Raw genomic sequence first — 23,832 nt, forward strand, 5'->3', positions numbered from 1 at the left:
GAGGAGGGATGCCCATGTTAACGGCCCACGCTCTAGAATCACCGGCAACGAACTACGGACTGCTGCTCCCATGACCCAAGCCCTGCACGTCATCATCCTCGCCGCCGGCGCCGGCAAGCGCATGAAGTCGGTGCTGCCGAAGGTGCTGCAGCCGATCGCCGGCCAGCCGATGCTGGCGCACGTGATCGATACGGCCCGCGAGCTGCAGCCGGCGGCCATCCACGTGGTTTACGGCCATGGTGGCGAGGCGGTGCGTCAGTACTTCGCCGGCCAGCCCGACCTGCAGTGGGCCGAACAGGCCCAGCAGCTCGGTACCGGCCACGCAGTAACGCAGGCAATGCCGCAGGTTCCCGACGCTGCGCAGGTGCTGGTGTTGTACGGCGATGTGCCGCTGATCCGCGCGCAGACCCTGCGCGACCTGCTGGCGCAGCCGGGCCGGCTGGCAGTGCTGGTGGCCGATGTCGATGACCCGAGCGGTTACGGCCGGGTGCTGCGCGATGCAGAGGGCAAGGTGGGCGCCATCGTCGAGCAGAAGGACGCCACCGACGACCAGCTGCGCGTGCGCACGATCAACACCGGCATCATCGCCGCAGAGTCGACCGCGCTGCGCCGCTGGTTGTCGCAGCTGTCCAACAGCAATGCGCAGGGCGAGTACTACCTTACCGATGTGTTCGCGTTTGCCGCGCATGAGTACACCCCGGCCGAGATGGCCCTGGTCGCCGATGCACAGGAGGCTGAGGGCGCGAATGATCCGTGGCAGCTGTCGCAGCTGGAACGCGCCTGGCAGCGCCGTGCGGTGCGTGCGCTGTGCGCTCAGGGCGCGCGCGTGCGCGACCCGGCACGCCTGGATATCCGTGGCACCGTCACCGTGGGCAGCGACGTGCTGATCGATGTCGACGTTGTTCTTGAAGGCAACGTCGTGCTCGGTGACGGCGTTACCGTAGGCCCGTTCAACCGGCTGAAGGACGTCAACCTGGGGCCCGGCACCGAAGTGCGCGCGCATTGCGACCTGGAAGGCGTGGTCACCGACGGTGCCGCGCAGGTCGGCCCGTTCGCACGCTTGCGGCCGGGTACCGTGCTGGCCGATGGCGTACACGTCGGCAACTTCGTCGAAACCAAGAAGGTCACCCTCGGCGTCGGCAGCAAGGCGAACCATCTCACCTACCTGGGTGACGCGGTGATCGGCAGCAGGGTGAACATCGGTGCCGGCACCATCACGTGCAACTACGATGGCGTGAACAAGTCGACCACCACCATCGGCGACAACGCTTTCATCGGCTCCAACAGCTCGCTGGTGGCGCCGATCACCATCGGCGAGGGCGCGACCATCGCTGCCGGGTCGGTCATCACCCGCACCGCACCGGACGGCAAGCTGACGCTGGCACGTGCACGACAGGAAACCATCGATGGCTGGAAGCGCCCGGTCAAGAAGTCCTGAGCCACGGGTGCCGCGCACCGATGAGCTGGGTGTGCTGCCGGCGATCGAACAGCGTGCCGGTGAACTGCTGAGGGGCCACGAGGCCTATCCGGTGTTTGCCGGCCACGGCCTGGACCTGCCGACGCTGCAGGAAGGTCGTGAGCGTGGACAGCTCTGGGTGGTGGATGGCGCCGGCGGCGGCATTGCCGGCTACCTGCTGGCCGGCGACCTGGCAGGCGAGTTCCATGTCCTGCAGATGGATGTGGATCCAGCGCACGCGCGTCGTGGCCATGGCCGTGCATTGCTGCGGCATGCCTTGGCGCAGGCCAGGGCCACCGGCTTTGCTGCAGCGGTGCTGACCACCTTGAGCGATGTGCCGTGGAATGCAGCCTTCTATGCCAGCGAAGGATTCGTTGAAGTGCCGGAGGCGGAGTGGAATGATGGCCTGCGCGCCGTCATGGCCGAAGAGGCTGCGCTCGGGTTTCCGATGCACCTGCGGGTGGCGATGCGGCGGGTCTGGTAGGTGCCGACCCTGGTCGGCACATCCACGCATGGCGTGGATCTACCCGATCGGCCCGCTCACCCCACCGGCAACAGGATCGACACGCACAGCCCGCCATCACCGCGGTTCTGCAGCGACACCCGCCCACCGTGCGCCTCCACGATCTCGCGGGTCAGTGCCAGTCCCAACCCGGTACCGTTGCGCTTGGTCGAATAGAACGGCATCAGTGCGTTCTGCAGCACCTGCTCGTTCATGCCCTTGCCACGGTCCAGCACATCCAGGCGCAGCCATTGCGGCAACCGCGTCAGCTGCACCTGCACGTCATCATTGGGCGGATCGGCTTCGGCACAGGCTTCATGCGCGTTCTTCAGCAGGTTCAACAGCGCCTGCCCGAACTGCGCGATGTCGATCCGGCTGCTCAGTTCCTCCTCCGGTTCACGTTCCATGCTGAACGGAATCTGCTGGCGCAGGCTGGACAGGAAGGGCGCCCAGTGCACGGTCTGCAGTTGCGGTTGCGGCAGCTTGGCGAAGCGCGCATAGCCACGGATGAATCCTTCCAGGTGGCGCGCGCGGTCTTCGATGGTGGTGAAGATCTCCGGCAGCCGATCGAAGCGCTCGCGCTGCACCAGCACGCCACCGGAGTGGGCCAGCGAGGCGATCGGTGCCAGTGAGTTGTTGAGCTCGTGGCTGATCACCCGGATCACCTTCTTCCACGTCTGCACTTCCTGGCGGCGCAGTTCGGCGGTGAGCAGGCGTACCAGCAGCAGGTCGTGCGGGCGGCCGTTGAGCTGGAAAGATCGGCGTGAGAGGTGATAGACCTGTTCGTCGTCCTCATCGCCGTCTTCGCCTTCCGCATGCACCGCGAACAGGCTGTCGCCGCCACGGGCGATGGCATCGCGCAGCTCCACCGGCACCTGTTCCAGCACCTCTTCCAGGCGCTGGCCTTCCAGCTTCCAGCCGCCATGCAGCAGCTTGCGCGCGGCCAGGTTGGAGAACACCACGCGGGCGATGCCATCGCCGCCGGAAGCAATCAGCAACATCGCCACCGGGGTGTTCTGCACCATGGTGTCCAGCAGCAGTTCGCGCTGCACCAGGCCCTGCCGCTGCTCGCGCAGCACGTCGCCCAGTTCGCGGTGCGCCTGCACCAGGTCACCCAGTTCGTCGTTGCCCGGCCAGTACACACCGAAGTTGTACTCACCGTCGCGGTAGCTGCTGGTGGTGCCGGCCAAGGCGCGCATCAATGAACGTACCGGCGCGGTGGCACGGCGCAGGGTCCACCACATCAGCGACAGCAGGATCAGCGCCGACACCGTGGTCACCACCCAGCCGTGGTCCATCCAGTAGGCCAGCAGCCACGGCAACGCGGCGGCCAGCGCCAGCACCGGCAGCAGGCGCAGGAACAGGCGGAAGGTGAACGAGCGCCGTTTCATTCGCGTGGGATGCCGTGCCGGTCCATGCGCCGGTACAGTGCCTGGCGGCTCAGGCCGAGTTCGGCGGCGGCCTGGGCGATGACGCCGTGGTTGCGCGCCAGCACATCCTCGATGCGCGCACGGTCAGGATCAGTGCCGGCACTGGCTGCCGGTCGCGGCGCAGGTGCGGCACGCGGCAGGTTCAGGTCGGCCACTTCGATGCGGTTGCCGGTCGCCAGCAGCTCGGCCCGCTGGATCACGTTGCGCAGTTCGCGCACGTTGCCGGGCCAGGGGTGCCGTTGCAGGGCCGCGGTGGCGGCGCTGGAAAGTGGCTTGCCGGCGGTCAGGAAGCGCTCGGCCAGGGGCACGATGTCGCCCGGGCGCTCGGCCAATGGTGGCAGTACCAGTTCCACCGTATTGAGGCGGTAGTACAGGTCTTCGCGGAAGGTGCCGTCGCGGATCATCGCCGGCAGGTCGGCATTGGTCGCGCTGACCACGCGGACTTTGACCTGGCGCTCGCGGTTGGAGCCCAGGCGCTCGAAGCGGCCGGTTTCCAGCACGCGCAGGAGCTTCATCTGGCCGCCCAGCGACAGGTTGCCGATCTCGTCCAGGAACAGCGTTCCGCCGTCGGCGGCTTCGAACTTGCCCTCGCGTGCCTTGTTGGCGCCGGTATATGCGCCGGCCTCGGCACCGAACAGTTCGGCCTCGATCAGTTCCGAGGGCAGGGCGCCGCAGTTGACCGTGATGAACGGGCCCTTGGCCACCAGTGAATTGGCCTGGATGATCTGCGCGATCTTCTCCTTGCCAGCCCCGTTGGGGCCGGTGATCAGCACCGGCAGTTCGGAGCGCGCGACCTGGCAGGCCAGCGCGATGATGCGCTCGCTGGCCGGATCGGCGAAGACCGCACCACACAGCTCGTACTTTTCTTCCAGCGCATTGCGCTGGCGCAGCTCACGGCTGCGGCGGCGGTCCAGCTCGCGCCGCGCCTCGGACAGCTCGAGCAGGTTGTTGACCGTGGTCAGCAGCTTGCGGTCGTCCCAGGGCTTGGCCAGGTAGTCGGCGGCGCCGGCCTTGACCAGGTCCACCGCACTGCTCAGGTGGGTCCAGGCGGTGAGCAGGATCACCGGCAGGTCCGGGTGGCGCGCGCGGATCTGTGCGAACAGGTCTTCGCCTTCTTCGCCGGAGGTGGTGTCCTCGCTGAAATTCATGTCCTGGATCACCAGGTCGACCGGCTGCGACTCGAGCAGGGCCAGCCCTTCGGCCGGGCTCTGCGCCTGCAGGGTGTCGATGTCATGCAGGGAGAACAGCACGTCCAGCGCGGTGCCCACGCTGGCGTTGTCGTCGATGATCAGGATCGAAGGCATCAAGCAGTTCTGCAGAAAGGGATGGGCGGCGCCGATGGAGCCGTGTTCGTATCCATACGCCGGGAGAGCCCGGCGCCACCCATCAAGCATAGCCAAAGCCGTGGCGACGAGGGCGGGCTGGTTTCAGCGCCGCGCTGGTGGAGGCGGTGGTGCCGGCGGTGGCGGAGCGACCAGCGCCAGCCGCCATGAGGCGGCGTCCACCGGGACGGTGAGCTCGCGTTTGTCGCGGCGCAGCAACAGGTACGCAGTCGGGGCACTGGAATGCCGCAGCGCATCGGCAAGATGCTCGATCCGCCGCACAGCCGTATCGTCCAGGCGCAGGATGCGGTCGCCGCTGCGCACGCCGAAGCGGGCTTCCGGACGCGCGGCTTCCACCCGTACCTGGCCCTCGGTCGAGCGCAGCGCCAGGCGGGCATCATCCTGGCGCCATTCCAGCGTCTGCGAGCTGCCACCGCCGGCCAGCGCCGGCAGTGGCAGCAGTGCCATCAACAGCACCCGGCAGGCACGCATCTTACGCGCCCCGCGTGGCAACTGCGGGTGGGACCGCTGCCGCGCGCCGGGCCGGCCCGAACACCGCGATCTGGCCCAGCACCCACAGCAGCAGCGCACCCAGCGGCAGGTAGTACAGCGGCATGCGCGGCAGCTCGTACAGGTTCATCAGTGCCAGATTGATCGCGTAGGCTGCCAGCATGCCCAGCACGATCCCCAGCGAGGCCAGCAGGAAGTTCTCGGTCTGGAAGTAGCGCAGGATCTGCCCGCGGGTGGCACCGAGTGCGCGGCGGATGCCGATCTGCTTGCTGCGCTGCTGCACCCAGAAGCTGGCCAGGCCGATGATGCCCAGCGCAGTGACCACCAGCAGCGAGATGCTGACGGTGATCAGCAGGCCGACCATCGCGCGGTCGTTCTTGAAGAAGTCCTTGCGCTGGTCTTCATAGGTCAGCTTGTCGCGCATCAGCCGGTTGGGATCGTTGCGTTCCAGCGCGGCGGCACCGGCATCGAGGACCTCCTGGCGGCGCTCTGGCGAAGTGCGCAGCACATAGGTGCCACCTTCATCGAAGGTGCGCCGCATGGGCAGCAGCATCGAGTTGGTCCAGTTGTCATTCCAGCCATTGGGTGTGCTGAGCGTGTCGACGATGCCGACCACATGCAGCGGCTGCTTGCCCATGTAGTAGGTCTTGCCCAGCGCACTGCCGCTGGGTTCCATCTTGGCGGCGGTGGCCTGGGTGAAGATCACCGGAATCGCCTTTTCCTTGGCGCCGCCCTTGCTGGCGTCTTCGAAGTTCTGGTATTCGTCGGGCAGGAAATCGCGGCCTGCGATCAGGTTGATGCCCATCGTGGCCAGCCCGTTCTCGGACAGGGTGTACATCGAGGCGTTGGTGGTCGGCCGTTCCTGGTCGACCTCGCGCGAGATGCTGCTGCTGGACGAGCCGTTGCGGAAGGGAACCTGGTTGATGATGGTGACGTTGCTGACGCCAGGAATTGCGCGCAGCGATGCCAGGTCCTCGCGGGTGCGGGCCATGGCATCGGTCTGCTTGCCGATGCCGCTGACGCGGAGCATCACCAGTTCGTTCTCGGCGATGCCGCTGGGCATGCTGATCTTCTCCACGCGCTGGCTGACCAGGAACAGCGCGTTGCAGACGATGGCGCAGGTCAGTGCGACTTCCAGCACGATCAGGGCAGCGGCAGTCTTGTGCCGGCGCAGCGTGCTGATGATGGGGCGGATGTCCATGGGAGTCCTCGTTCGGGTGCTTACTGCGACTTGAGCTGGATGGCCGGAGTGACCTGCATGGCGCGCCAGGCAGGCAGGAAACCGGCGGCAAGGCTGGCGAACAGGGTCAAGCCCAGCGCAAGCAGCAGCATGTTGCCGTCCAGGTGGGCCAGCTTTGCGTACTCCACCGGTTGCTGGCGCACCGCGAACAGGCCGAGCAGGGCCAGGCCGATACCCAGCACGCCACCGACCACGCCGACCGCACCTGCTTCCACCAGGCATTGCAGGAAGATCTGGCCGCGGCTGGCACCGAGCGCGCGGCGCACACCGATCTCACCGCTGCGACGCAGGAACTTGGCCAGCAGCAGGCCCACCGTGTTGACCAGGCAGACACCCAGGAAGCCCAACGCCAGCCACAGCTGCAGGCGCACGTCGCTGGGCACCGCGCCGTTGAAGTCCAGCCATTCCATCACGGTGCGCAGGCGCACGTTCGGCGGATGCTTGAAGCGGCCGGCCTCGCGCTGCTGGGTCGAGTAGTTCTCCAGGTAACGACGGTAGTCGCCAGCCTTGGCCGGGTCCATCTCCACCCAGTACTGCAGCCACGCGCACGGTGCGTTGAGCGAGTAGCTGTTGCCGTCCGGATTCTCGCCGAAGCAGTTCATGTTGCCGTTGTTGCCCAGCTTCAGGTCGAAGGAGGTGGAGATCGGCAGCAGCAGGTCTTCGTTCTTGCCGTAGCTGCCAGTGGTCAGGTCGTAGAAGTGCGGCTCCGGGCTCCATTCCTTCATCACGCCGACGATGCGGTAGCTCTGGCCTTCCATGCGCAGGTCGCGGCCCACGCTGTTGGCGCCCTGGTACAGCTTGTCATTGAGCGCCTTGGAGATGACCACCACGCGCGCACGGCCTTCATCGTCCTCGCGCGTCCAAGGGCGGCCGTACTGCATGGGCACCTCGAACATCGGAAAGAAGTCGGCCGAGGTCCAGCGGGTGTCGATGCTGAAGGGCTTGAGGGTGCTGTTGTCCGGTTCGATGGTGCCGCCGCCGCCGCTCATCAGCGCCTGGCGCTCGCCCTTGGCTTCGCGCAGCAGGGCTTCACCGTCGAAGCGGGTCAGCTGGGTTTCCGGTTCCTCGCCGGCGACGTAGGCGCCGGTCGCGGCGTCGAGCTGGACGTAGAACAGGCGGTCGCTCTTGCCGGGAATCGGGTCACCGGACAGCACGTGGAACACGGTCAGGGTGGTCATCGAGGCGCCGATGCCGAGCGCGATGGCAACCACCATCAGCGCGGTCAGGACCTTGTTGCGGCGGAAGCTGCGCACCGCCAGTCGGGCGTAGTAGGCGAACATGGTGGGGCCCTCACTCGTTGACGGCGACGATGTGGCGCGGCGGCGTGGCCAGCACCGGCTCGCGCACCAGGTCGGTCACCTGGCCATCGACGATATGCACGTTGCGCTGCGCGCGCGCGGCCAGTTCCGGATCGTGGGTGACCATCACGATGGTGGTGCCGGCAGCGTTGATCTCCTCCAGCAGCTCCATCACGCCGCGGGCCATCTGCGTGTCCAGGTTGCCGGTCGGTTCGTCGGCCAGCAGCAGGCGCGGGCTGCCTGCCAGGGCACGTGCGATCGCCGCGCGCTGCTGCTGGCCGCCGGACAGCTCGTTCGGGTAGTGCTTCATGCGCGAGCCGAGGCCGACCTGGGTCAGCGCCTTCTCGATGCGTTCGCGGCGCTCATTGGCGCTCATCTTGCGGTAGCGCAGCGGCACGTCGACATTGTCGAACAGGTTCAGGTCGGGGATCAGGTTGAAGCCCTGGAAGATGAAGCCGATCTTCTGGTTGCGCAGGCGGCTGCGGGCGTCATCGCCCAGCGTGCTCACATCCTGCCCGTCCAGCATGTAGGTACCGCTGGTGAAGGTTTCCAGCAGGCCGGCGATGTTGAGGAAGGTGGTCTTGCCGGAGCCTGACGGGCCGGTGACCGCGACGAACTCGCCTTCCTTGACCTGCAGTTCCAGTGAGCGCAACGCGTGGGTTTCCACCTGTTCGGTGCGGAAGACCTTGGCGACCGAACGCATTTCGAGCATGTACATGGGGTGTCCTCTCTCCAGGATTCAGGTATCAGTTGACGGAGACGCGTTCGGCGTCCTTGAACAGGTCGCTGCCGGAGACCACGATGCGGTCGCCCGGTTGCACACCCGACTTGATTTCCACTTCGCCCAGGCTGCTGACGCCCAGTTCCACCGGGCGGCGCACGGCGGTGCGGCCATCCATCACGTAGGCCACGCCGTTGCCCTGTTCGACAAACGGACCGCGCTCGACCTTCAGCACGTTCTTGCGGGTATCGAGCAGCACGCGTACCGACATCCGCTGGCTCTGGCGCAGGCCTTCCGGCTGCGCGCTGGCGAAGCGCACGCGGGCATTGACCTCGCCATTGACCACTTCCGGCGACACCGCGCTGATCTCGCCCGGGAACGGCTGGCCGTTGCCACCGGTCAGCTGGGCGGGCATGCCGATCGCCAGGTCGCGGGCGAAGCTCTCCGGCACCTTGATCTCGACCTCGAACTTGGACAGGTCGACTACGCCCAGCACCGGCGCGTTGGCGGCCAGGTTGGTGGACTGCACGGCCTGCACCTGGCCGACCTGGCCATCGAAGGGCGCGCGCAGGGTCAGCGCATCGACCTGGCGCTGCACTTCGGCCACCACCGCTTTCTGGCGGTCGGCCAGCAGGCGCTTGTTGCGGGCATCCAGGTCGGCGCCCTGGCTCTGCAGGCGCGCATCGGTGGTGGCATTGGCCAGGGCGATGTCGGCTTTCTTCAGCGAATCCTTGGCCTTGGCCAGGTCGATCTGCGGTACCGCGCCGCCGTCGTAGCCGCGCTGGTAGCGCTGCAGGTCACGGTCGGCGGCCTGCCGCTCGATGGTGGCCTGGTCGGTTTCCTTGCGTGACTTGGCACGGGCCAGGGTCGCGTCCAGCGCGGCGCGGCTGGCCTCGGCTTCCAGGCCGGCCAGCGTTGCCTGTTCCTGGGCCAGCTTGCTGCGCAGTTCCGGGCTGTCGATGATCGCAAGCTCCTGGCCCTTCTTGACCACGTCACCGGCGACGACCTTCAGGTCCACGGTACCGGCCGAGATCGCGTACAGGATCGGGCTGTTGGCGGCGATCACGCGGCCGTCGGCAGCGATGTCACGGACCAGGTCGCCCCGCTTCACCTCGGCGATGCGCACGCGGCTGCTGTCGAAGGAGCGACTGGCGTTGGACCAGGCGTGCACGGCCCAGCCGATGCCGGCGAGTAGCACGATGGCGCCCAGTGCCGGCCAGCGGTAGCGGTGCCAGCTTGCGCGGGTGGTGCCGGCCGGGGCGGAGGAAACGATCTGGTCCTGTGCGGAAGTGTCGCGGATCATCGGGTGCGTGCCTGACGGTGGTAGCCAGTACCAAGCACGTAGCGTGCCAACTTTATTTCCTTTCAGGTCAATGGGTTGGGAGTTTCGGGGAAGTGTCCGGGTGTCCGCGGACACCTTTCCGGACACTTTCATTAAGCGGACAGGAGGGGGAAGCCGGACACGCAGGCTAGAATGCGGCAATCGTCTTCAAGGAAACGCGTGACATGTGTGGAATCGTGGGTGCGATCGCCGATCGCGACGTAGTACCGGTACTGATCGAGGGTCTGAAGCGCCTTGAATACCGTGGCTACGATTCCTCGGGCATCGCCGTGATCGACCAGAGCGAGCGTCCGGAAGTCCGCCGGGTGCGTCGTACCGGCCGCGTGTCGGAAATGGCCATGGCGGCCGAGGCCGAGGGCTTCAATGCGGTGCTGGGCATCGGCCACACCCGCTGGGCCACCCACGGCGGTGTCACCGAGGCCAATGCACATCCGCACATCAGCCACGGTGTGGCCCTGGTGCACAACGGCATCATCGAGAACCACGAAGAGCAGCGCGAGAAGCTGCGCGCGCTGGGCTACACGTTTGAATCGCAGACCGATACCGAAGTCATCGCGCACCTGATCCATCATCATCTGAAGGATGGCGACGATCTGCTGGTGGCACTGCAGCACACGGTGAAGGAACTGACCGGTGCCTATGCGCTGGCCGTGGTCAGCCGCGCCGAGCCGGAGCGCTTCGTCTGCGCGCGCATGGGCTGCCCGCTGCTGGTCGGCCTGGGCGAGGGCGAGAATTTCGTCGCCTCCGACGTCTCGGCGGTGATCTCGGCCACCCGCAAGGTGATCTTCCTGGAAGAGGGCGACACCGCCGAGATCCGTCGCGATGGCGTGCGCATCTTCGACGAGCATGACCAGCCGGTCGAGCGCGATGTGCACCTGTCCGACGTGTCGCTGGCCTCGCTGGAGCTGGGTCCGTACCGCCATTTCATGCAGAAGGAAATCCACGAACAGCCGCGTGCGCTGGGCGACACCATCGAAGCGGCGATCGACGCCGGTGGCTTCCCGGCCGAGCTGTTCGGCAAGAACGCCGAGGCGGTGCTGTCGGGCATCGAAGGCGTGCAGATCATCGCCTGCGGCACCAGCTACTACGCCGGCCTGACCGCGCGCTACTGGATCGAGGCCATCGCCGGCCTGCCGTGCAGCGTGGAGATTGCCAGCGAGTACCGCTATCGCGCGGCCTACGCGAACCCCAAGCATCTGATCGTGACCATCTCGCAGTCCGGCGAAACGCTGGATACGATGGAAGCGCTGAAGTACGCCAAATCGTTGGGCCACCAGCACACGCTGTCGATCTGCAACGTGCCGGAAAGTGCGATTCCGCGTGCCAGCGAACTGGTCTGCTACACCCGCGCCGGTGCCGAGATCGGCGTGGCCTCGACCAAGGCCTTCACCACCCAGCTGGCCGCACTGTTCCAGCTGACCGTGGTGCTGGGCAAGCTGCATGGCCGCATCGACGCGGCGCAGGAAGCGGACTACCTGGAACAGCTGCGCTTCCTGCCGGGCAGCGTGCAGCACGCCCTGAACATGGAGCCACAGATCGCCGCCTGGGCCGAGCGTTTCGCGCGCAAGAGCAGCGCATTGTTCCTGGGCCGCGGCCTGCATTACCCGATCGCGCTGGAGGGCGCGCTCAAGCTCAAGGAAATCTCCTACATCCACGCCGAGGCCTACCCGGCCGGTGAGCTGAAGCATGGTCCGCTGGCGCTGGTGGACGAGGACATGCCGGTGGTGGTGATCGCGCCGAACGACAGCCTGCTGGAGAAGGTGAAGTCGAACATGCAGGAAGTGCGTGCGCGTGGTGGCGAGCTGTTCGTGTTCGCCGACCAGGACAGCAACTTCAATGAGTCCGAAGGCGTACATGTGATCCGCACGCCGCGTCATGCGGGCGTGCTCAGCCCGATCGTGCACACCATCCCGGTGCAGCTGCTGGCCTACCACACCGCGCTGGCGCGCGGCACCGACGTGGACAAGCCGCGCAACCTGGCCAAGAGCGTGACGGTGGAATAGTTTCCAACGGGGGTAGCCTGAACTATACGGTCATAGTGACCACCCCTCAGCTGTGGCAGCCTAGCCACTCTGAGGGGCATCGGGCGCTCGCGGAGCAAGTCCAGCGGCTCCGTGACCAAGGGGGCTTGGAGTTTGCCCGGATCGCGGACGAGCTGAACTCGTCGGGACAGTTGAGTCCTCGGGGCAAGCCCTTCTATCCGGCGCTTGTGTACTCGATCTACCGGAAGTGGAGTCAGAAGTTGCAGTGCGAGAAGAGAGAACGGGTCGTGCGGCTCACGGAAGTTTCTGTGATTTCGGACGGGTAGTTAGGGGCAATCTGGGGCATGTGAATGCCCTCGTATTGAGGCGTATTCTTCATGATCACTCGGCTTCGTCTTCGTTGCCTTGCGTGCCAGTGTGCAGTAACTGCGCGCGTACAAGTTGGACATGAAAGCGTTCAACGAGTTGCTTCTGTCTGCCCTGAGTGCCACACCCCCTTTCGACTTCGGCTGATCCTTGACCATCCGCCAAATGTTGGGGTCGAGTTCGACGAGAACTGTGAACGCACGGATGAAGAGGGGCGAGTGCTAAACATTAGTGCTGGTTTTGTTATTCCCCGTGCGCGCGTGCATGAGGACCAGTACTTCCCTGTCCATGACCTGCCTGAGCCTGATGAAGCCACGCTGCGGGCTATCCAGAACTCGCGTCCCGAGGGCGTCGACGGTCCAATCATGGTTGACCTCACAGTTTTGTTGGGAGGTTTACCAAATGCGACGGAGTACTGGCGCCTGCTAAGAAATGCGTACCGCTTTAGCCGAACCGGGCAGCAAGATCTTATGCGTGCGCATCTGCGTCAGTTGGCTGGCGATGAAGTTCCAGACGACGAGCTGACTATCGAACGAGCCTTGGTTGGCTTCTTTGTGCGAGTACTAGAGCCGTACGGGGAAGGAGGCTTACACAGGTTGACGACAGAGTTTGCACGGGCACGCGAGTTAAACGAGCAAGAGTTTGAGCGATTTCAGGCTGAGTTCCGGCAGTCTCGCTGGGATCGAATGGATGAGTACGTTGACGTATTCGATCACTTCTTTCGCGCTTATGACGAGTTCAATCAAACTTTCATGTACGTTAGGCGCGCTACCAATCTGCCAGATGACCCGTACGCGCCATCAACTGACTTTGAGCGAACTCGCATGTACTACGGTGAGGCGTTTGAAGTTCTTGGGTCTCACATCGATCTGCTAGCTGCCGCGAACAATATTGTTTCCGGGAGGCAATTTGACCAACTAAGTCGAATTTCTTTGCGGGACTACCGTGGTAGCGATAAGGGTCGGCGCAACGAGACTCTAGGCGCAAATCCTGAGCTGGCATGGCTTGTGGCGGAATATGACAATCGTCTTAGAAATGCATCGCATCATAGATGGTTGCGCCTCAGTCACGATCGTTCGGTAATTACATACCGCGAAGGGGGTGATGGTGCGGTCCGAACGCTTAGCTACGCGGAGTACCTGTTTCGATGCTGTGCGATCACAGCGCAGTTAATGGTGCTTGCCGCAGCCGAGGCGTTGGTACTTGAGGTTGGCGCATGAAGAGCTACCCACAGAGAGTGCGCGACAACATTCTCCCGTTGTCAGTTGGCTCAACATTGCCAGAGGCATTTGAAGAATGGTCGTTCACTGAGCGGACTGAGGATCACGAAGAGCCAGTCGAGACTTGCCAGCTCTGCGAGCAAGAGGATTTGCGCTACCACTTTGAAATCAGGAATGCGCTGACGGGAAAGACCTTATGGGTCGGCTCGCAGTGCATTCTCAAGTTTGGATTGTCAGTCTTCGAAAGTGGACTGCGCCTGTCGCCAGCCGGGGCGAAGAAGAAGCTTGATCGCCTGATGCAGCAGATGCGACTTGAATCGTGCATCAAAGCACTCGAGCGACTGGCAGCCGCTGAGGACAACAGCATCCTCCGGAATGCACTAGCCTACTATCGGAAGAACAAGTATCTAACTCCGAAGTTCGCCTTCGTCGTGATGTGGCGCCTGCAAAAAAATGGAATTGACCACAGCCCCTCGTTCTTCAAGGTCAGCCTGAAGAAGTCGAAGTACAAGGAAGACCTGAAAGCCATGCCGGCGAGTCAAGTTCACGCGATATGGAAGGCGCTTACATCCACTCAGCGTCGCATGGCTATTGCTATGGGGCACCCTCCGCCCGTCGCTGAGTGATCTGCACTTGCGCGGGCTCCATAGCCTATTGCTTCTGGGTCAAGGTCTCCGCGTCCTTCAGTGCCTCCCACATATGGCACCTGAGCCCTGCGCAAATTCGTTGCAGGGTGTCCAGCTGGAGGTTTTTCTCTCCCCTCTCAATAGCGCTGTAGTAGGTGCGATGCATCCCTATGATGTCCGCATAGCTCTCCTGGCTGTAGCCAGCGGCTTCACGTCGCGCTCTAAGGGCTCTCCCGAGGTTGCGGAGTAGGTGGTCGGTCATGCCGACACCCTATAGGTAGCCTCCTTTTAGCTATACAGGTTTAAAGGCAGACTACTTTAAAGTTCCATAGACGCCTGATAGGGGGCAAGCATGAAGCTGGTGGATTGGAAGGTGGGGTTGTGCGCCGCTGTGATGGCTGCGCTGGTTGCGGGTTGTTCCGGTTCGCAGCCGGGCAGCGTCGAAGGTGTCAAGCCTGCATCGGCGCTAACGCCAGAAGAAGTGAAGGCGGAGTTAGTTGCCTTGACGTGCGAGAATACATCCGAGAAGACATCTCAACCGAGTTTCACCGAAGAGGCGTGGAATCCGCTTCGTGAAGCCAATCGTGGGCGACGGGCGTATCCCGCAGCAGCCGAAGGGCTACAAGCTTAAGAAGGGGTCTGCCAGTAAGTTGATAGCGCTGCCGATGCGGGGTCCGCCGGGAAAACGGTTGACCCCCGTTGGAAACAATTCCGTTACGGTGGAGTAAGGCATTCCCGGAGCTGTGGGATGCTGCATGCGAAAGGGGCCTGCGAGGCCCCTTTCGTTTGTGCCGGACGCAGTACGAAGTGGGACAGCCGCCGGGCGTTCTGTCCGTCGTCGGCAGCAGGCAATCATTCTTTAATGCGCGAAGCCGCCTGTATTCAGCGGCGGTTTCAGCCACGGTGCCATTCTCTGGATCGTCAGTTGGTTCCCACGACGAACTGTCCTATCGATGCCGGTAGTGACCGAGGGTCGCAGTCGTAGAATCGATCTGGCCGAGGTTCGGGTTGAGCGATTGAACCCGCCTCGTTCGCGTTGCAGCACATCGTCTGCCGAGTCATTCCAAGCGGCAGCCGGGTGCGCCAGACGTGCGCTGAAAGGTCTGTTCCCGGGGAGGGGGCGTATCGGAAGAGCACACTTTTTTGACTTCAGTGACCTGCACCAGGAAACAAGAATGAACGTCCGCGAACTCCTGCAATCCAAGAAAGAAGCTGTCATCACCATCGATGCCGAAGACACGATCGGTGCCGCCGCCCACAAGATGAGCGCGAACAGGATCGCTGCGCTGGTGGTGATGAAGGACGATGCCCCGGTCGGCATCATTTCCGAGAAGGACATCGTGCGCACCCTGGCCGACGACGGCCCGCAGGCCGGCCGCCGGGTGATTTCCAGCCTGCCGTCCACCGGTCTGGAGGGCATTGCGCCGGACGCCACGCTGAAACAGGCCATGTCGTTGATGACGTACTCGCGGCGCCGTCACCTGATGGTCACTGAAGGCACCCGCCTGGTCGGCATCCTCAGCCTGGGCGATATCGTGAAGAACCTGCTGGGCGAGCTGGAACTGGAAAAGGCAGTGCTGCAGGACATCTACATGGCCGCCCACTGAGGGCCGCAGCGCTGGAAGCAGAGAAGCCGGGCATAGCCCGGCTTCTTCGTTCACGGCGCCGGTGATATCAGAAAGTGACCTTCACCGAATCGGCGCTGTAGTTCGCCGGCCCGTGATAGACCACTTCGATGTTGTTGCCATCGGGGTCGAGCACGAAGGCGCCGTAGTAGCCCGGGTGGTAGGGGCGTTCGCCTGGCGCGCCATTGTCGGTACCGCCGGCGGCGATCGCGGCAGTGTGGAAGGCGTCAACAGTTGCGCTGTCGCGGGCCTGGAAGGCGAGATGGTGGCGGCCGGTCAACTGGCCGGCGGCGGCACGGCTGCTGGCGCTGGAAATGAACAGCTCGTCGGCCCAGAAGAAGTCCGGCCCTTCGCCGCCCAGTGGGATGCCGATCGTGTCGAACACTGCCTGGTAGAAGTGGCGGCTGGCGGCCAGGTCACGCACCACCAGCTGGATGTGGTCGATCAGGCGGCCACGGTGCAGTTCCATCGTTTCCATACGAACCTCTTCAAAAAGGGGACGGAGTCGGTAGCGCCGGGCCGTGCCCGGCGAGCGCGCAGCGCGGCCTGCTCAAGGCCGCCGGGCATGGCCCGGCGCTACCGGAATTGTGCCCCTTTCCGGGTCAGACGTTGGCGATGATCTCGACCCAGTAGCCGTCCGGGTCCTTGATGAAGGCCAGGTTCTTCATGCGGCCGTCGGTCAGGCGCTTCTGGAAGGTTACCCCGAGGTCCTCGAAGCGTTGGCAGGCCGCCTCGATGTCCGGCACCGACACGCAGATGTGGCCGAAGCCGCGCGGGTCGCTGTTGCCGTCGTGGTAGACCGCGCCGTCCTGGCTCTCGGTGCCGTGGTTGTGGGTCAGTTCCAGCACGCCCGGCAGGCCGGCCATCCACAGGCGGCGCTGGCTGTCATCTTCCGGAACTGCCACGCCAGCTGGGACGTAGGCCAGGAAGTACAGGCTGAACTGGGCTTCGGGAAAGTCGCGCTTGTCGATCAGCTGGTAGCCGAGCACGCGGGTGTAGAAGTCCAGCGAGGCGGTGATGTCCTTCACCCGCAGCATGGTGTGGTTGAACACGAAGCCGGTGGTTTCGGCCGGGGCCTGGGCGGCGACGCCGGGGACATCGCGCAGGGCGGGAATGGTCATGGGGGGAGGTCCTTCAGACAGGGCCGTTGCCGGCCGGATGGGGGCATTCTACCGGCCAGCACCTGACGGCACCGCGACGTACAATGGCCGGATCGCACCGTTCCGTCCTGACAACGATTGCCCGCCATGTCACAGCGTGAATGGGTGGCCGCCGCCATCCGCAAGATTGAAGCCGATTTCAACCGCTCCGCCGATACCCACCTGATCCCGCTGGCGCTGCCCGGGTTCGAGGGCATCGATGTGTACCTGAAGGATGAGTCGAGCCATCCCACCGGTAGCCTCAAGCACCGGCTGGCGCGCTCGCTGTTCCTGTATGCGCTGGCCAATGGCTGGCTGCGCGAAGGGCGACCGGTGATCGAGGCGTCCAGCGGCTCGACGGCTGTGTCCGAAGCCTATTTCGCGCGCCTGCTCGGCCTGCCGTTCATTGCAGTGATCCCGGCCACCACCTCGCCTGAAAAGATCGCCGCGATCGAGTTCCAAGGCGGCCGCTGCCATCTTGTCGAACGTGCCTGCGACCTCAACTGTGATTCGGAGAAGCTGGCCCGTGAAACCGGTGGCCACTTCATGGACCAGTTCACCTACGCTGAGCGCGCGACCGACTGGCGTGCCAACAACAACATCGCCGAGTCCATCTTCAAGCAGATGGCCGAAGAGCCCAGCCCGGTTCCGGAATGGATCGTGTGCAGCCCCGGCACCGGCGGTACCGCCGCCACCCTGGGCCGCTATGTCAGCTACCGCCGCCACGACACCCGCATCCTGTGCGCGGACCCGGAAGTGTCGGTGTTCTTCGACGGCTACCGGGCCGCCGTGGCCGGTGAACAGGACTGGCGCGACCTGACCTGCACTGGTGGTTCGCGCGTGGAAGGCATCGGCCGGCCACGGGTGGAGCCGAGCTTCATCCCGACCAGCGTCGATGCGATGGTCAAGGTACCCGACGCACTGAGCCTGGCCGCGATGCGCCATGTCAGCCGCCAGCTCGGCCGCCGTGTCGGTGGCTCGACCGGCACCAACTTCATCGGCGTGCTGCAGGCGGCGCAATGGATGCGCGAGGCGGGCCACCAGGGCAGCATCGTCAGCATCCTGTGCGACAGCGGCGAACGCTATGCGCAGAGCTATTACGACCCGGCGTGGTACCTGCGCCAGGGTATCGATGTCGACGGCGCCGATGCGCAGCTGGCCGCTGCGGTCGCCGGGCAGGGCTTGCCCGAGCTGCCGTGGTGCAGCCTGGAAGCGCTGTAGCACGGACGACGCTCGCGCGGGGCCATGCCGGCGAAAGCGACGGTGTCTCAGTACCCCGCCGCGGTGAACGCGTCGAGCACCGCGTCGCGAAGCGCATCAGGCAACGCCTCGATGTCCATCGCACGATCATCCAGGTGCAGGGTGGGATCCAGGATGCTGGCGCGGCCCTGGGCCAATGCCTGCAACCACAGCAGCACGCAGATCACGAACTCGCGCTCATGGCCCAGCTGCAGCTGGCTGGCGCCGCGCTCGACCACTTCGAACGGGTACCACTCCTGGCTTTCATTGAACGTGCCGCCCTGCTGCAGCACCGCCTGCAACTGCTGCAGGTGGCGCGGGGCGTCGTCGCCGGCATCGCACAGCGCGGCGATCCAGGCCAGTTCGGCCGCGCTGGCAGACAGTGCCAGCGACCGCGCCGGTGAGGCGGATGCAACTGCAGCCAGACCATCCATGTAGGGCCTCGTTCGGTACGTGCCGCTGCGGACTCCCCCGCACCCAGAGCTTCGGGGGGCGTGCGTAAGGCCGATGTGAATGCCGTGCCCCCTTGTCAGCGATGCCTGGCAGCGCCATATCTACCGGGCTGCCCGCCTGCCGGGCCCGTACCCTGGAGACCTGCCGTGACCGTTGCCAACCCCCTGCTCGATTTTTCCGGCCTGCCGCGCTTCGAGGCGATCCGCCCCGAGCACGTGGCGCCGGCGCTGGATGTGCTGCTGGCCGAGGCCGAAGCCGCCGTCAGCGCAGCCGAGCAGGTGCAGCCGGTCACCTGGCAGACCTTCGTGACCCCGCTGGACGATGCCACCGAGCGCCTGTGGCGCGCCTGGGGCCTGGTCGGCCACCTGCAGGGCGTGGTCAACACCCCGGAGCTGCGCGAGGCCTACAACAGCAACCTGCCGCGAGTGACCCGCTTCGCCAGTGCGCTGGGGCAGAACCTGGCGCTGTATCGGCAGTACCAGGCGCTGGCCGCCAGCCCGGAGGCGGCGCATTTCGATGAAGCCCAGCGCAAGGTGCTGGACAACACCCTGCGCGACTTCCGCCTCGGCGGCGCCGAGCTGGCGCCCGAGGCCCAGCAGCGTTTTGCTGCGATCAAGGAAGAACTGTCGGCGCTGTCGGCGAAGTTCTCGCAGAACGTGCTCGACGCTACCGATGCCTGGTCGCTGATCATCGAAGACGAAGCGCGGCTGAAGGGCCTGCCGGAAGACGTGAAGGCCACCGCGCATGCCGCAGCACAGAAGGACGGCAAGGCCGGCTGGAAACTGACCCTGCAGATGCCGTGCTACCTGCCGGTGCAGACCTGGGGCGAGGACCGCGACCTTCGCGAGATCCTGTACCGCGCCAGCGCCCAGCGTGCGTCCGAATTCGGCGATGACGCACTGGACAACAGCGGCAACATCGACCGCATCCTTGCCCTGCGCGCCGAACTGGCTGCGTTGCTCGGCTTCGATTCGTACGGCCATTACTCGGTGGCGACCAAGATGGCGCAGGACCCGGCCGAAGTGCTCGGTTTCCTGCGTGACCTGGCCGCGCGTGCCAAGCCGTTCGCGGCCAGGGACCGCGCCGAGCTGGAGCAGTTCGCGCGCGAACAGCTCGGCATCGACAGCCTGCAGGCCTGGGACCTGGCCTTCGCCGCCGACCGCCTGAAGCAGGCGCGTTACAGCTATTCCGAGCAGGAGGTGAAGCAGTATTTCACCGAGCCGAAGGTACTGGGTGGCCTGTTCTCGGTGATCGAGCAGCTGTACGGCCTGCGCGTGCAGGAGGACAGCGCGCCGGTGTGGCACGAGGATGCGCGCTTCTTCCGGTTGGTCGATGCGCAGGGCGCGCTGGTTGGCCAGTTCTACCTGGACCTGTACGCCCGCGAGGGCAAGCGCGGCGGGGCGTGGATGGATGATTGCCGCAACCGTCGCGTGCGCACCGACGGCAGCGTGCAGACGCCGCTGGTCTACCTGGTGTGCAACTTCGGCCGCGGTGCCAACGGCAAGCCGGCCACCTTCAGCCACAACGAAGTGACCACGCTGTTCCATGAGATGGGCCACGGACTGCACCAGCTGCTGACCCGCATCGGCGAACTGGGCGTGGCTGGCATCAACGGCGTGGAATGGGATGCGGTGGAGCTGCCCAGCCAGTTCATGGAGAACTTCTGCTGGGAATGGGACCACCTGCAGGCGATGACCGCGCACGTGGACAGTGGCGAGCCGCTGCCGCGCGCGCTGTACGAGCGCATGCTGGCCGCGCGCAACTTCCACAGCGGCATGGCCACCGTCCGCCAGCTGGAGTTCGGCCTGTTCGACATGCTGCTGCACAGCCAGTTCGAACCAGCGCAGGACAGCGTGCTGGCGCTGCTCGACCGCGTGCGCGCGGAAGTGGCGGTGAACCACCCGCCGGCCTGGAACCGCTTCCCGCACCAGTTCAGCCACATCTTTGCGGGCGGTTACGCCGCGGGTTACTACAGCTACAAGTGGGCCGAGGTACTCAGCGCCGACGCCTATGCCGCCTTCGAGGAAGCGCCGCAGGCACTGGCTGAAACCGGCGCACGCTTCCGTGATGAGATCCTGTCGCGCGGTGGCAGCCGCCCGGCGGCGGACAACTTCAAGGCCTTCCGCGGCCGTGCGCCGCAGATCGATGCGCTGCTGCGCCACTCGGGCATGGCGTAAACGCAAAAAAACGCGGTGCATCCCGGTAGCGCCGGGCCATGCCCGGCGAGCGCGCAGCGCGGCGCGGCAAGAAGAGCCGCCGGGCATGGCCCGGCGCTACCGCACAGCGGTCATTCGGCGTAGATCATCTTCCGGGTCATGCCGCCGTCGACGATGAAATCCTGGCCGGTGCTGAAACCGGACAGTGATGACAGCAGGTACACGGCCAACGCACCGATGTCCTCCGGCTGGCCGACGCGGCCGACCGGGTGTTGCGCATGGTCGGTGGCCGAATACTCCGGTGCGTGTCGGCGTGAGGGTGCCTGCCACTCGCAGGTGCCGATCCACCCGGGACTGATGCTGTTCACCCGCACCGCCGGGCCGCTGCTGATCGCCAGCGCATGGGTGAACGCCACCAGTCCGCCCTTGGCTGCGGCATAGGCTTCGCTGTGTGCTTCGGATTGCCAGGCGCGGGTCGAGGCGATGTTGATGATCGCACCGGCGGCGCTGGTGGTCAGCGCCGGCAACGCATGCTTGCTGCACAGGAACGCGCCGTGCAGCGAAGACAGCCGGCGCTGCCACTCGTCCCAGTCCATGTCCTGCAGCAGCGTGCCGTGCGGGCTGGCAATCCCCGCGTTGTTGACCAGGCCGTCGATGCGGCCGAAACGCTGCAGGGCCACGGCGATGAAGGCGCGCACGCTGGCTTCGTCGGTGATGTCCAGGCGCTGGAACACGGCATCCTCACCACGCTGCCATTCCGCCAGGCACGCCTCGCCGGCCTCCACGTCGAGGTCGCCGATCAGCACGCGGCCACCGGCGCCGAGCACGGCCTGCGCGATGCCACGGCCGATGCCGTTGGCGCCGCCGGTGACCAGCACCACCTTGCCCGACAGCGGCGCGGCCGGCCAAGCGGCAATCGGCGGCACCGTGCTCACGACAGGTCTTCGCCACGCAGGCGGCGATGCCAGCCGTCCACGCCGATGCGGTCCAGGGTCTGGATGTTGCGCTCGACGATCACGTCCGGATCCGGATAGACGTCCACCGCGCGCGCCACGCTGTCTTCGCGCAGCAGGTGCAGGGTGGGGAAGGGCGCGCGATTGGTGTAGTTGCTGGCGTCGTCCGCGGCCACGCCGTCGAACTGGTAGTCGGGGTGGAAGCTGGCCACCTGCAGGATGCCCTGCAGGTCCAGCGCCTCGATCGCCGCGTCGGCGTTGTCGAGGAAGTCGTTGTAGTCGAGGAAATCGGTCAGCACCTGCGGATGCACGATCAGCGTGGTATCGATCTGCTCGGCCGGCGTATCGCGCAGCAGGACCAGTTCCTCGGCCAGCTGCTCAACCAGGGCTTCCGTCGTGGTCGCATCGCTGAGCACGATGCGGACCTGGTCCTTCACGTAGACCGCCTTGGCGAACGGGCACAGGTTCAGGCCGATGACGATGCGTTCCAGCCACAGGCGGGTGGCGGCGATCGGGTCCTCGGTGGGCAGTTGGGCGTCGGTCATGGCGGGCACGTCGGCTGGCGGGGCGGACATTGTAGGCGCGTCGCTTGCAACGCACCGTCTTACCGCAGGTGCCGGCGCCGGGCCATGCCCGGCGGCCAGATCAATCGCGGAAATTGTTGAACTGCAGCGGCAGCTCGAACTTGCCGGCCTTGAGCACGGCGATGGCGTCCTGCAGGTCATCACGCTTCTTGCCCTGCACGCGCAGCTTGTCGCCATTGATCTGGCTTTCAACCTTCAGCTTGGCCTCCTTCAGCGCAGCGGCGATCTTCTTGGCGATCTTCTGCTCGATGCCCTGCTTGACGGTGATCTTCTGCCGGGCCTGGGCCAGGTTGGTCTCGATGTCGCCGAATTCGAGGCTGAGCACATCGATGCCGCGCGCGGCCAGGCGTGCACGCAGGATGTCGTTCATCTGCTTGAGCTGGAACTCGGTCGGCGCGAACTGGTTGATCACATCGCCATCGCGTTCGAACTTGGCATCCACGCCCTTGAAATCGAAGCGGGTGGCCAGTTCGCGGTTGGCCTGGTCGATGGCGTTGGTCAGTTCGTGGGTGTCGACTTCAGACACGACGTCGAAGGAAGGCATGGGCGATGCTCCGCAGGATTCAGTGGCAGCCATTCTATCGCGAGGGCCCCATGCCCGCCCTTTGTAGAGTCGAGCCATGCTCGGCGGCTTTGTGAAGGGCAGCCGAGCGTGGGCTCGGCTCTACAGAAAGCGACGACCGGGCGATAATGGGCCATGAACGTGCAACGCTCCCCTTCGCGTGCGGTGGCCTGGATGGTCGCTGCAGTCGCCTGTTTCTCGCTGATGGACGCTGGCATGAAGCAGCTGTCGGCCAGCTACCCCACCCTGGAAGTAACCTTCCTGCGCGGCGCGGCCTCGTTGCCGTTCGTGCTGGTCTGGGTGCTGGCCAGCGCCGGGCCGCGTTCACTGGTGCCGCGCCGCTGGGGGCTGCACCTGCTGCGTGGTGCGCTGGGCATGGCGATGATCGGCTGCTTCGTGTTCGCCCTGCGCGACCTGCCGCTGTCCACTGCCTACACCATCTATTTCGTTGCCCCGCTGCTGATCGCCGCATTGTCGGTGCCGCTGCTGGGCGAGCGGGTCGGGCCACGGCGCTGGGTCGCCATCGGGATTGGCCTGGTCGGTGTGCTGGTGGTGCTGCGGCCGGGCGTCGATGGCTTCATCTCGGTGCCGGGGCTGATGGTGCTGGCCGCGGCCACCGCCTATGCCGTAGCCGCGATCACGGTCAGCCTGTTGACCCGCACAGATACCTCGCAGTCGATGGTGGTCTGGTTCCTGGTGATCATGGCCATCGGTGCCGGGCTGCTGGCCCTTCCCGGCTGGGTGCCACTGCAGCTGGCACATGCGCCGCTGATCGGTGGCATGGGCCTGGCCGGGGCGCTGGGCCAGATCGCCCTGACCAGGGCCTTCCAGCTGGGCGAGGCCTCGATGATCGCGCCGTTGGAGTACAGCGGGCTGGTCTGGGTGATCGGTTGGGACCTGGCCTTCTGGGGTCAGCTGCCCGATGGCTATACCTGGGTGGGCGCGGCAATCATCGTGGCTTCGGGGCTTTACCTGCTGCACCGCGAGCGGGTGAACAGGCAGGAGCCGCCGAAGCCGCTGGATCATCCCTGAACGGGTTTGGCCGGGGAGGGGGGTCAGAGCCCCTGCGGGGATCCGACCCCGGAACCCGCGCCGGAGCAGGCACG

General features: G+C 65.4%; 23 protein-coding genes and 1 pseudogene. 10 read left to right on the plus strand and 14 right to left on the minus strand.

The window, feature by feature from the left end:
* Positions 1-70 precede the first annotated feature (70 nt).
* Together glmU and RCF13_RS17445 are read left to right on the plus strand one after the other, a co-directional pair.
* Positions 71-1,438 carry a bifunctional UDP-N-acetylglucosamine diphosphorylase/glucosamine-1-phosphate N-acetyltransferase GlmU gene (gene glmU, locus RCF13_RS17440; protein ID WP_134968204.1) on the plus strand — a complete coding sequence of 456 codons (1,368 nt, stop codon included), beginning with the start codon at positions 71-73 and terminating at the stop codon, positions 1,436-1,438.
* On the plus strand, positions 1,407-1,940 hold the full coding sequence (locus RCF13_RS17445; RefSeq protein ID WP_134968205.1) for a GNAT family N-acetyltransferase: 534 nt from the start codon (positions 1,407-1,409) through the stop codon (positions 1,938-1,940). Before glmU ends, RCF13_RS17445 begins: the two co-directional genes overlap by 32 nt.
* A gap of 56 nt (positions 1,941-1,996) precedes the next feature.
* On the opposite strand, the pseudogene RCF13_RS17450 reads toward RCF13_RS17445, so the two are convergent.
* The 7 genes and pseudogenes from RCF13_RS17450 to RCF13_RS17480 all read right to left on the minus strand — a co-directional run.
* A pseudogene (locus RCF13_RS17450) lies at positions 1,997-3,421 on the minus strand (HAMP domain-containing sensor histidine kinase); the annotation flags it as partial.
* Entirely contained in the window at positions 3,346-4,692 is a 1,347-nt protein-coding gene (locus RCF13_RS17455; protein WP_061479882.1) for a sigma-54 dependent transcriptional regulator, read from the minus strand. The gene RCF13_RS17455 and the pseudogene RCF13_RS17450, both read right to left, overlap by 76 nt.
* A gap of 123 nt (positions 4,693-4,815) precedes the next feature.
* Positions 4,816-5,202: a PDZ domain-containing protein gene (locus RCF13_RS17460; protein ID WP_134968206.1), complete on the minus strand. Its 387-nt coding sequence runs from the start codon at positions 5,200-5,202 to the stop codon at positions 4,816-4,818.
* Between the two features lies 1 nt (position 5,203).
* Complete coding sequence (locus RCF13_RS17465; RefSeq protein WP_231352301.1) at positions 5,204-6,421, minus strand: FtsX-like permease family protein; 1,218 nt, start codon at positions 6,419-6,421, stop codon at positions 5,204-5,206.
* 20 nt (positions 6,422-6,441) lie between these two features.
* Positions 6,442-7,740 (minus strand): ABC transporter permease, encoded by a 1,299-nt coding sequence (locus RCF13_RS17470; RefSeq protein ID WP_049435876.1) that lies wholly within the window; start codon positions 7,738-7,740, stop codon positions 6,442-6,444.
* A 10-nt stretch (positions 7,741-7,750) separates the two neighbouring features.
* Positions 7,751-8,476 (minus strand): ABC transporter ATP-binding protein, encoded by a 726-nt coding sequence (locus tag RCF13_RS17475; RefSeq protein ID WP_014038558.1) that lies wholly within the window; start codon positions 8,474-8,476, stop codon positions 7,751-7,753.
* Between the two features lie 28 nt (positions 8,477-8,504).
* Positions 8,505-9,782 (minus strand): efflux RND transporter periplasmic adaptor subunit, encoded by a 1,278-nt coding sequence (locus tag RCF13_RS17480; RefSeq protein ID WP_134968207.1) that lies wholly within the window; start codon positions 9,780-9,782, stop codon positions 8,505-8,507.
* A 203-nt stretch (positions 9,783-9,985) separates the two neighbouring features.
* Here RCF13_RS17480 and glmS point away from each other — a divergent pair, with 203 nt between their 5' ends.
* From glmS to RCF13_RS17495, 3 genes are all read left to right on the plus strand, one after another.
* Entirely contained in the window at positions 9,986-11,824 is a 1,839-nt protein-coding gene (gene glmS, locus RCF13_RS17485; protein ID WP_134968208.1) for a glutamine--fructose-6-phosphate transaminase (isomerizing), read from the plus strand.
* Between the two features lie 563 nt (positions 11,825-12,387).
* The gene (locus RCF13_RS17490) at positions 12,388-13,389 is read left to right on the plus strand and encodes a hypothetical protein (protein ID WP_134968209.1); all 1,002 of its coding nucleotides are present in this window, start codon (positions 12,388-12,390) and stop codon (positions 13,387-13,389) included.
* Entirely contained in the window at positions 13,386-14,015 is a 630-nt protein-coding gene (locus RCF13_RS17495; protein ID WP_134968210.1) for a hypothetical protein, read from the plus strand. Before RCF13_RS17490 ends, RCF13_RS17495 begins: the two co-directional genes overlap by 4 nt.
* Before the next feature lie 25 nt (positions 14,016-14,040).
* On the opposite strand, the gene RCF13_RS17500 is transcribed toward RCF13_RS17495, so the two are convergent.
* Positions 14,041-14,277 carry a helix-turn-helix transcriptional regulator gene (locus RCF13_RS17500; protein ID WP_134968211.1) on the minus strand — a complete coding sequence of 79 codons (237 nt, stop codon included), beginning with the start codon at positions 14,275-14,277 and terminating at the stop codon, positions 14,041-14,043.
* Between the two features lie 90 nt (positions 14,278-14,367).
* On the opposite strand from RCF13_RS17500, the gene RCF13_RS17505 reads away from it, so the two are divergent.
* Together RCF13_RS17505 and RCF13_RS17510 are read left to right on the plus strand one after the other, a co-directional pair.
* The gene (locus RCF13_RS17505; protein WP_134968212.1) at positions 14,368-14,646 is read left to right on the plus strand and encodes a hypothetical protein; all 279 of its coding nucleotides are present in this window, start codon (positions 14,368-14,370) and stop codon (positions 14,644-14,646) included.
* Between the two features lie 544 nt (positions 14,647-15,190).
* Entirely contained in the window at positions 15,191-15,622 is a 432-nt protein-coding gene (locus RCF13_RS17510; RefSeq protein WP_033834978.1) for a CBS domain-containing protein, read from the plus strand.
* Between the two features lie 67 nt (positions 15,623-15,689).
* Here RCF13_RS17510 and RCF13_RS17515 read toward each other — a convergent pair whose 3' ends face one another.
* Complete coding sequence (locus RCF13_RS17515; protein ID WP_134968213.1) at positions 15,690-16,118, minus strand: VOC family protein; 429 nt, start codon at positions 16,116-16,118, stop codon at positions 15,690-15,692.
* A 124-nt stretch (positions 16,119-16,242) separates the two neighbouring features.
* Complete coding sequence (gene gloA / locus RCF13_RS17520) at positions 16,243-16,761, minus strand: lactoylglutathione lyase (RefSeq protein WP_033834977.1); 519 nt, start codon at positions 16,759-16,761, stop codon at positions 16,243-16,245.
* A 126-nt stretch (positions 16,762-16,887) separates the two neighbouring features.
* Between gloA and RCF13_RS17525 the strand changes: the two genes are divergently transcribed.
* Positions 16,888-18,000, plus strand: a complete 1,113-nt coding sequence (locus tag RCF13_RS17525; protein ID WP_134968214.1) for a PLP-dependent cysteine synthase family protein — start codon at positions 16,888-16,890, stop codon at positions 17,998-18,000.
* 47 nt (positions 18,001-18,047) lie between these two features.
* On the opposite strand, the gene RCF13_RS17530 is transcribed toward RCF13_RS17525, so the two are convergent.
* Complete coding sequence (locus RCF13_RS17530) at positions 18,048-18,452, minus strand: hypothetical protein (protein ID WP_061479872.1); 405 nt, start codon at positions 18,450-18,452, stop codon at positions 18,048-18,050.
* Between the two features lie 165 nt (positions 18,453-18,617).
* Here RCF13_RS17530 and RCF13_RS17535 point away from each other — a divergent pair, with 165 nt between their 5' ends.
* Positions 18,618-20,648 (plus strand): M3 family metallopeptidase, encoded by a 2,031-nt coding sequence (locus RCF13_RS17535; protein ID WP_061479871.1) that lies wholly within the window; start codon positions 18,618-18,620, stop codon positions 20,646-20,648.
* A 110-nt stretch (positions 20,649-20,758) separates the two neighbouring features.
* On the opposite strand, the gene RCF13_RS17540 is transcribed toward RCF13_RS17535, so the two are convergent.
* From RCF13_RS17540 to RCF13_RS17550, 3 genes are all read right to left on the minus strand, one after another.
* Positions 20,759-21,562 (minus strand): SDR family oxidoreductase, encoded by an 804-nt coding sequence (locus RCF13_RS17540; RefSeq protein WP_134968215.1) that lies wholly within the window; start codon positions 21,560-21,562, stop codon positions 20,759-20,761.
* Positions 21,559-22,125 carry a DUF1415 domain-containing protein gene (locus RCF13_RS17545; protein WP_061479870.1) on the minus strand — a complete coding sequence of 189 codons (567 nt, stop codon included), beginning with the start codon at positions 22,123-22,125 and terminating at the stop codon, positions 21,559-21,561. Before RCF13_RS17545 ends, RCF13_RS17540 begins: the two co-directional genes overlap by 4 nt.
* Before the next feature lie 100 nt (positions 22,126-22,225).
* On the minus strand, positions 22,226-22,708 hold the full coding sequence (locus RCF13_RS17550; protein ID WP_005419468.1) for a YajQ family cyclic di-GMP-binding protein: 483 nt from the start codon (positions 22,706-22,708) through the stop codon (positions 22,226-22,228).
* Positions 22,709-22,861: 153 nt separating this feature from the next.
* Here RCF13_RS17550 and RCF13_RS17555 point away from each other — a divergent pair, with 153 nt between their 5' ends.
* A complete protein-coding gene (locus RCF13_RS17555; RefSeq protein WP_019660712.1) occupies positions 22,862-23,758 on the plus strand; it encodes a DMT family transporter in 897 nt (298 codons plus the stop codon).
* Positions 23,759-23,832: the final 74 nt, after the last annotated feature.

The organism is Stenotrophomonas maltophilia group sp. RNC7 (assembly GCF_030910085.1).
GTDB lineage: Bacteria > Pseudomonadota > Gammaproteobacteria > Xanthomonadales > Xanthomonadaceae > Stenotrophomonas > Stenotrophomonas sepilia.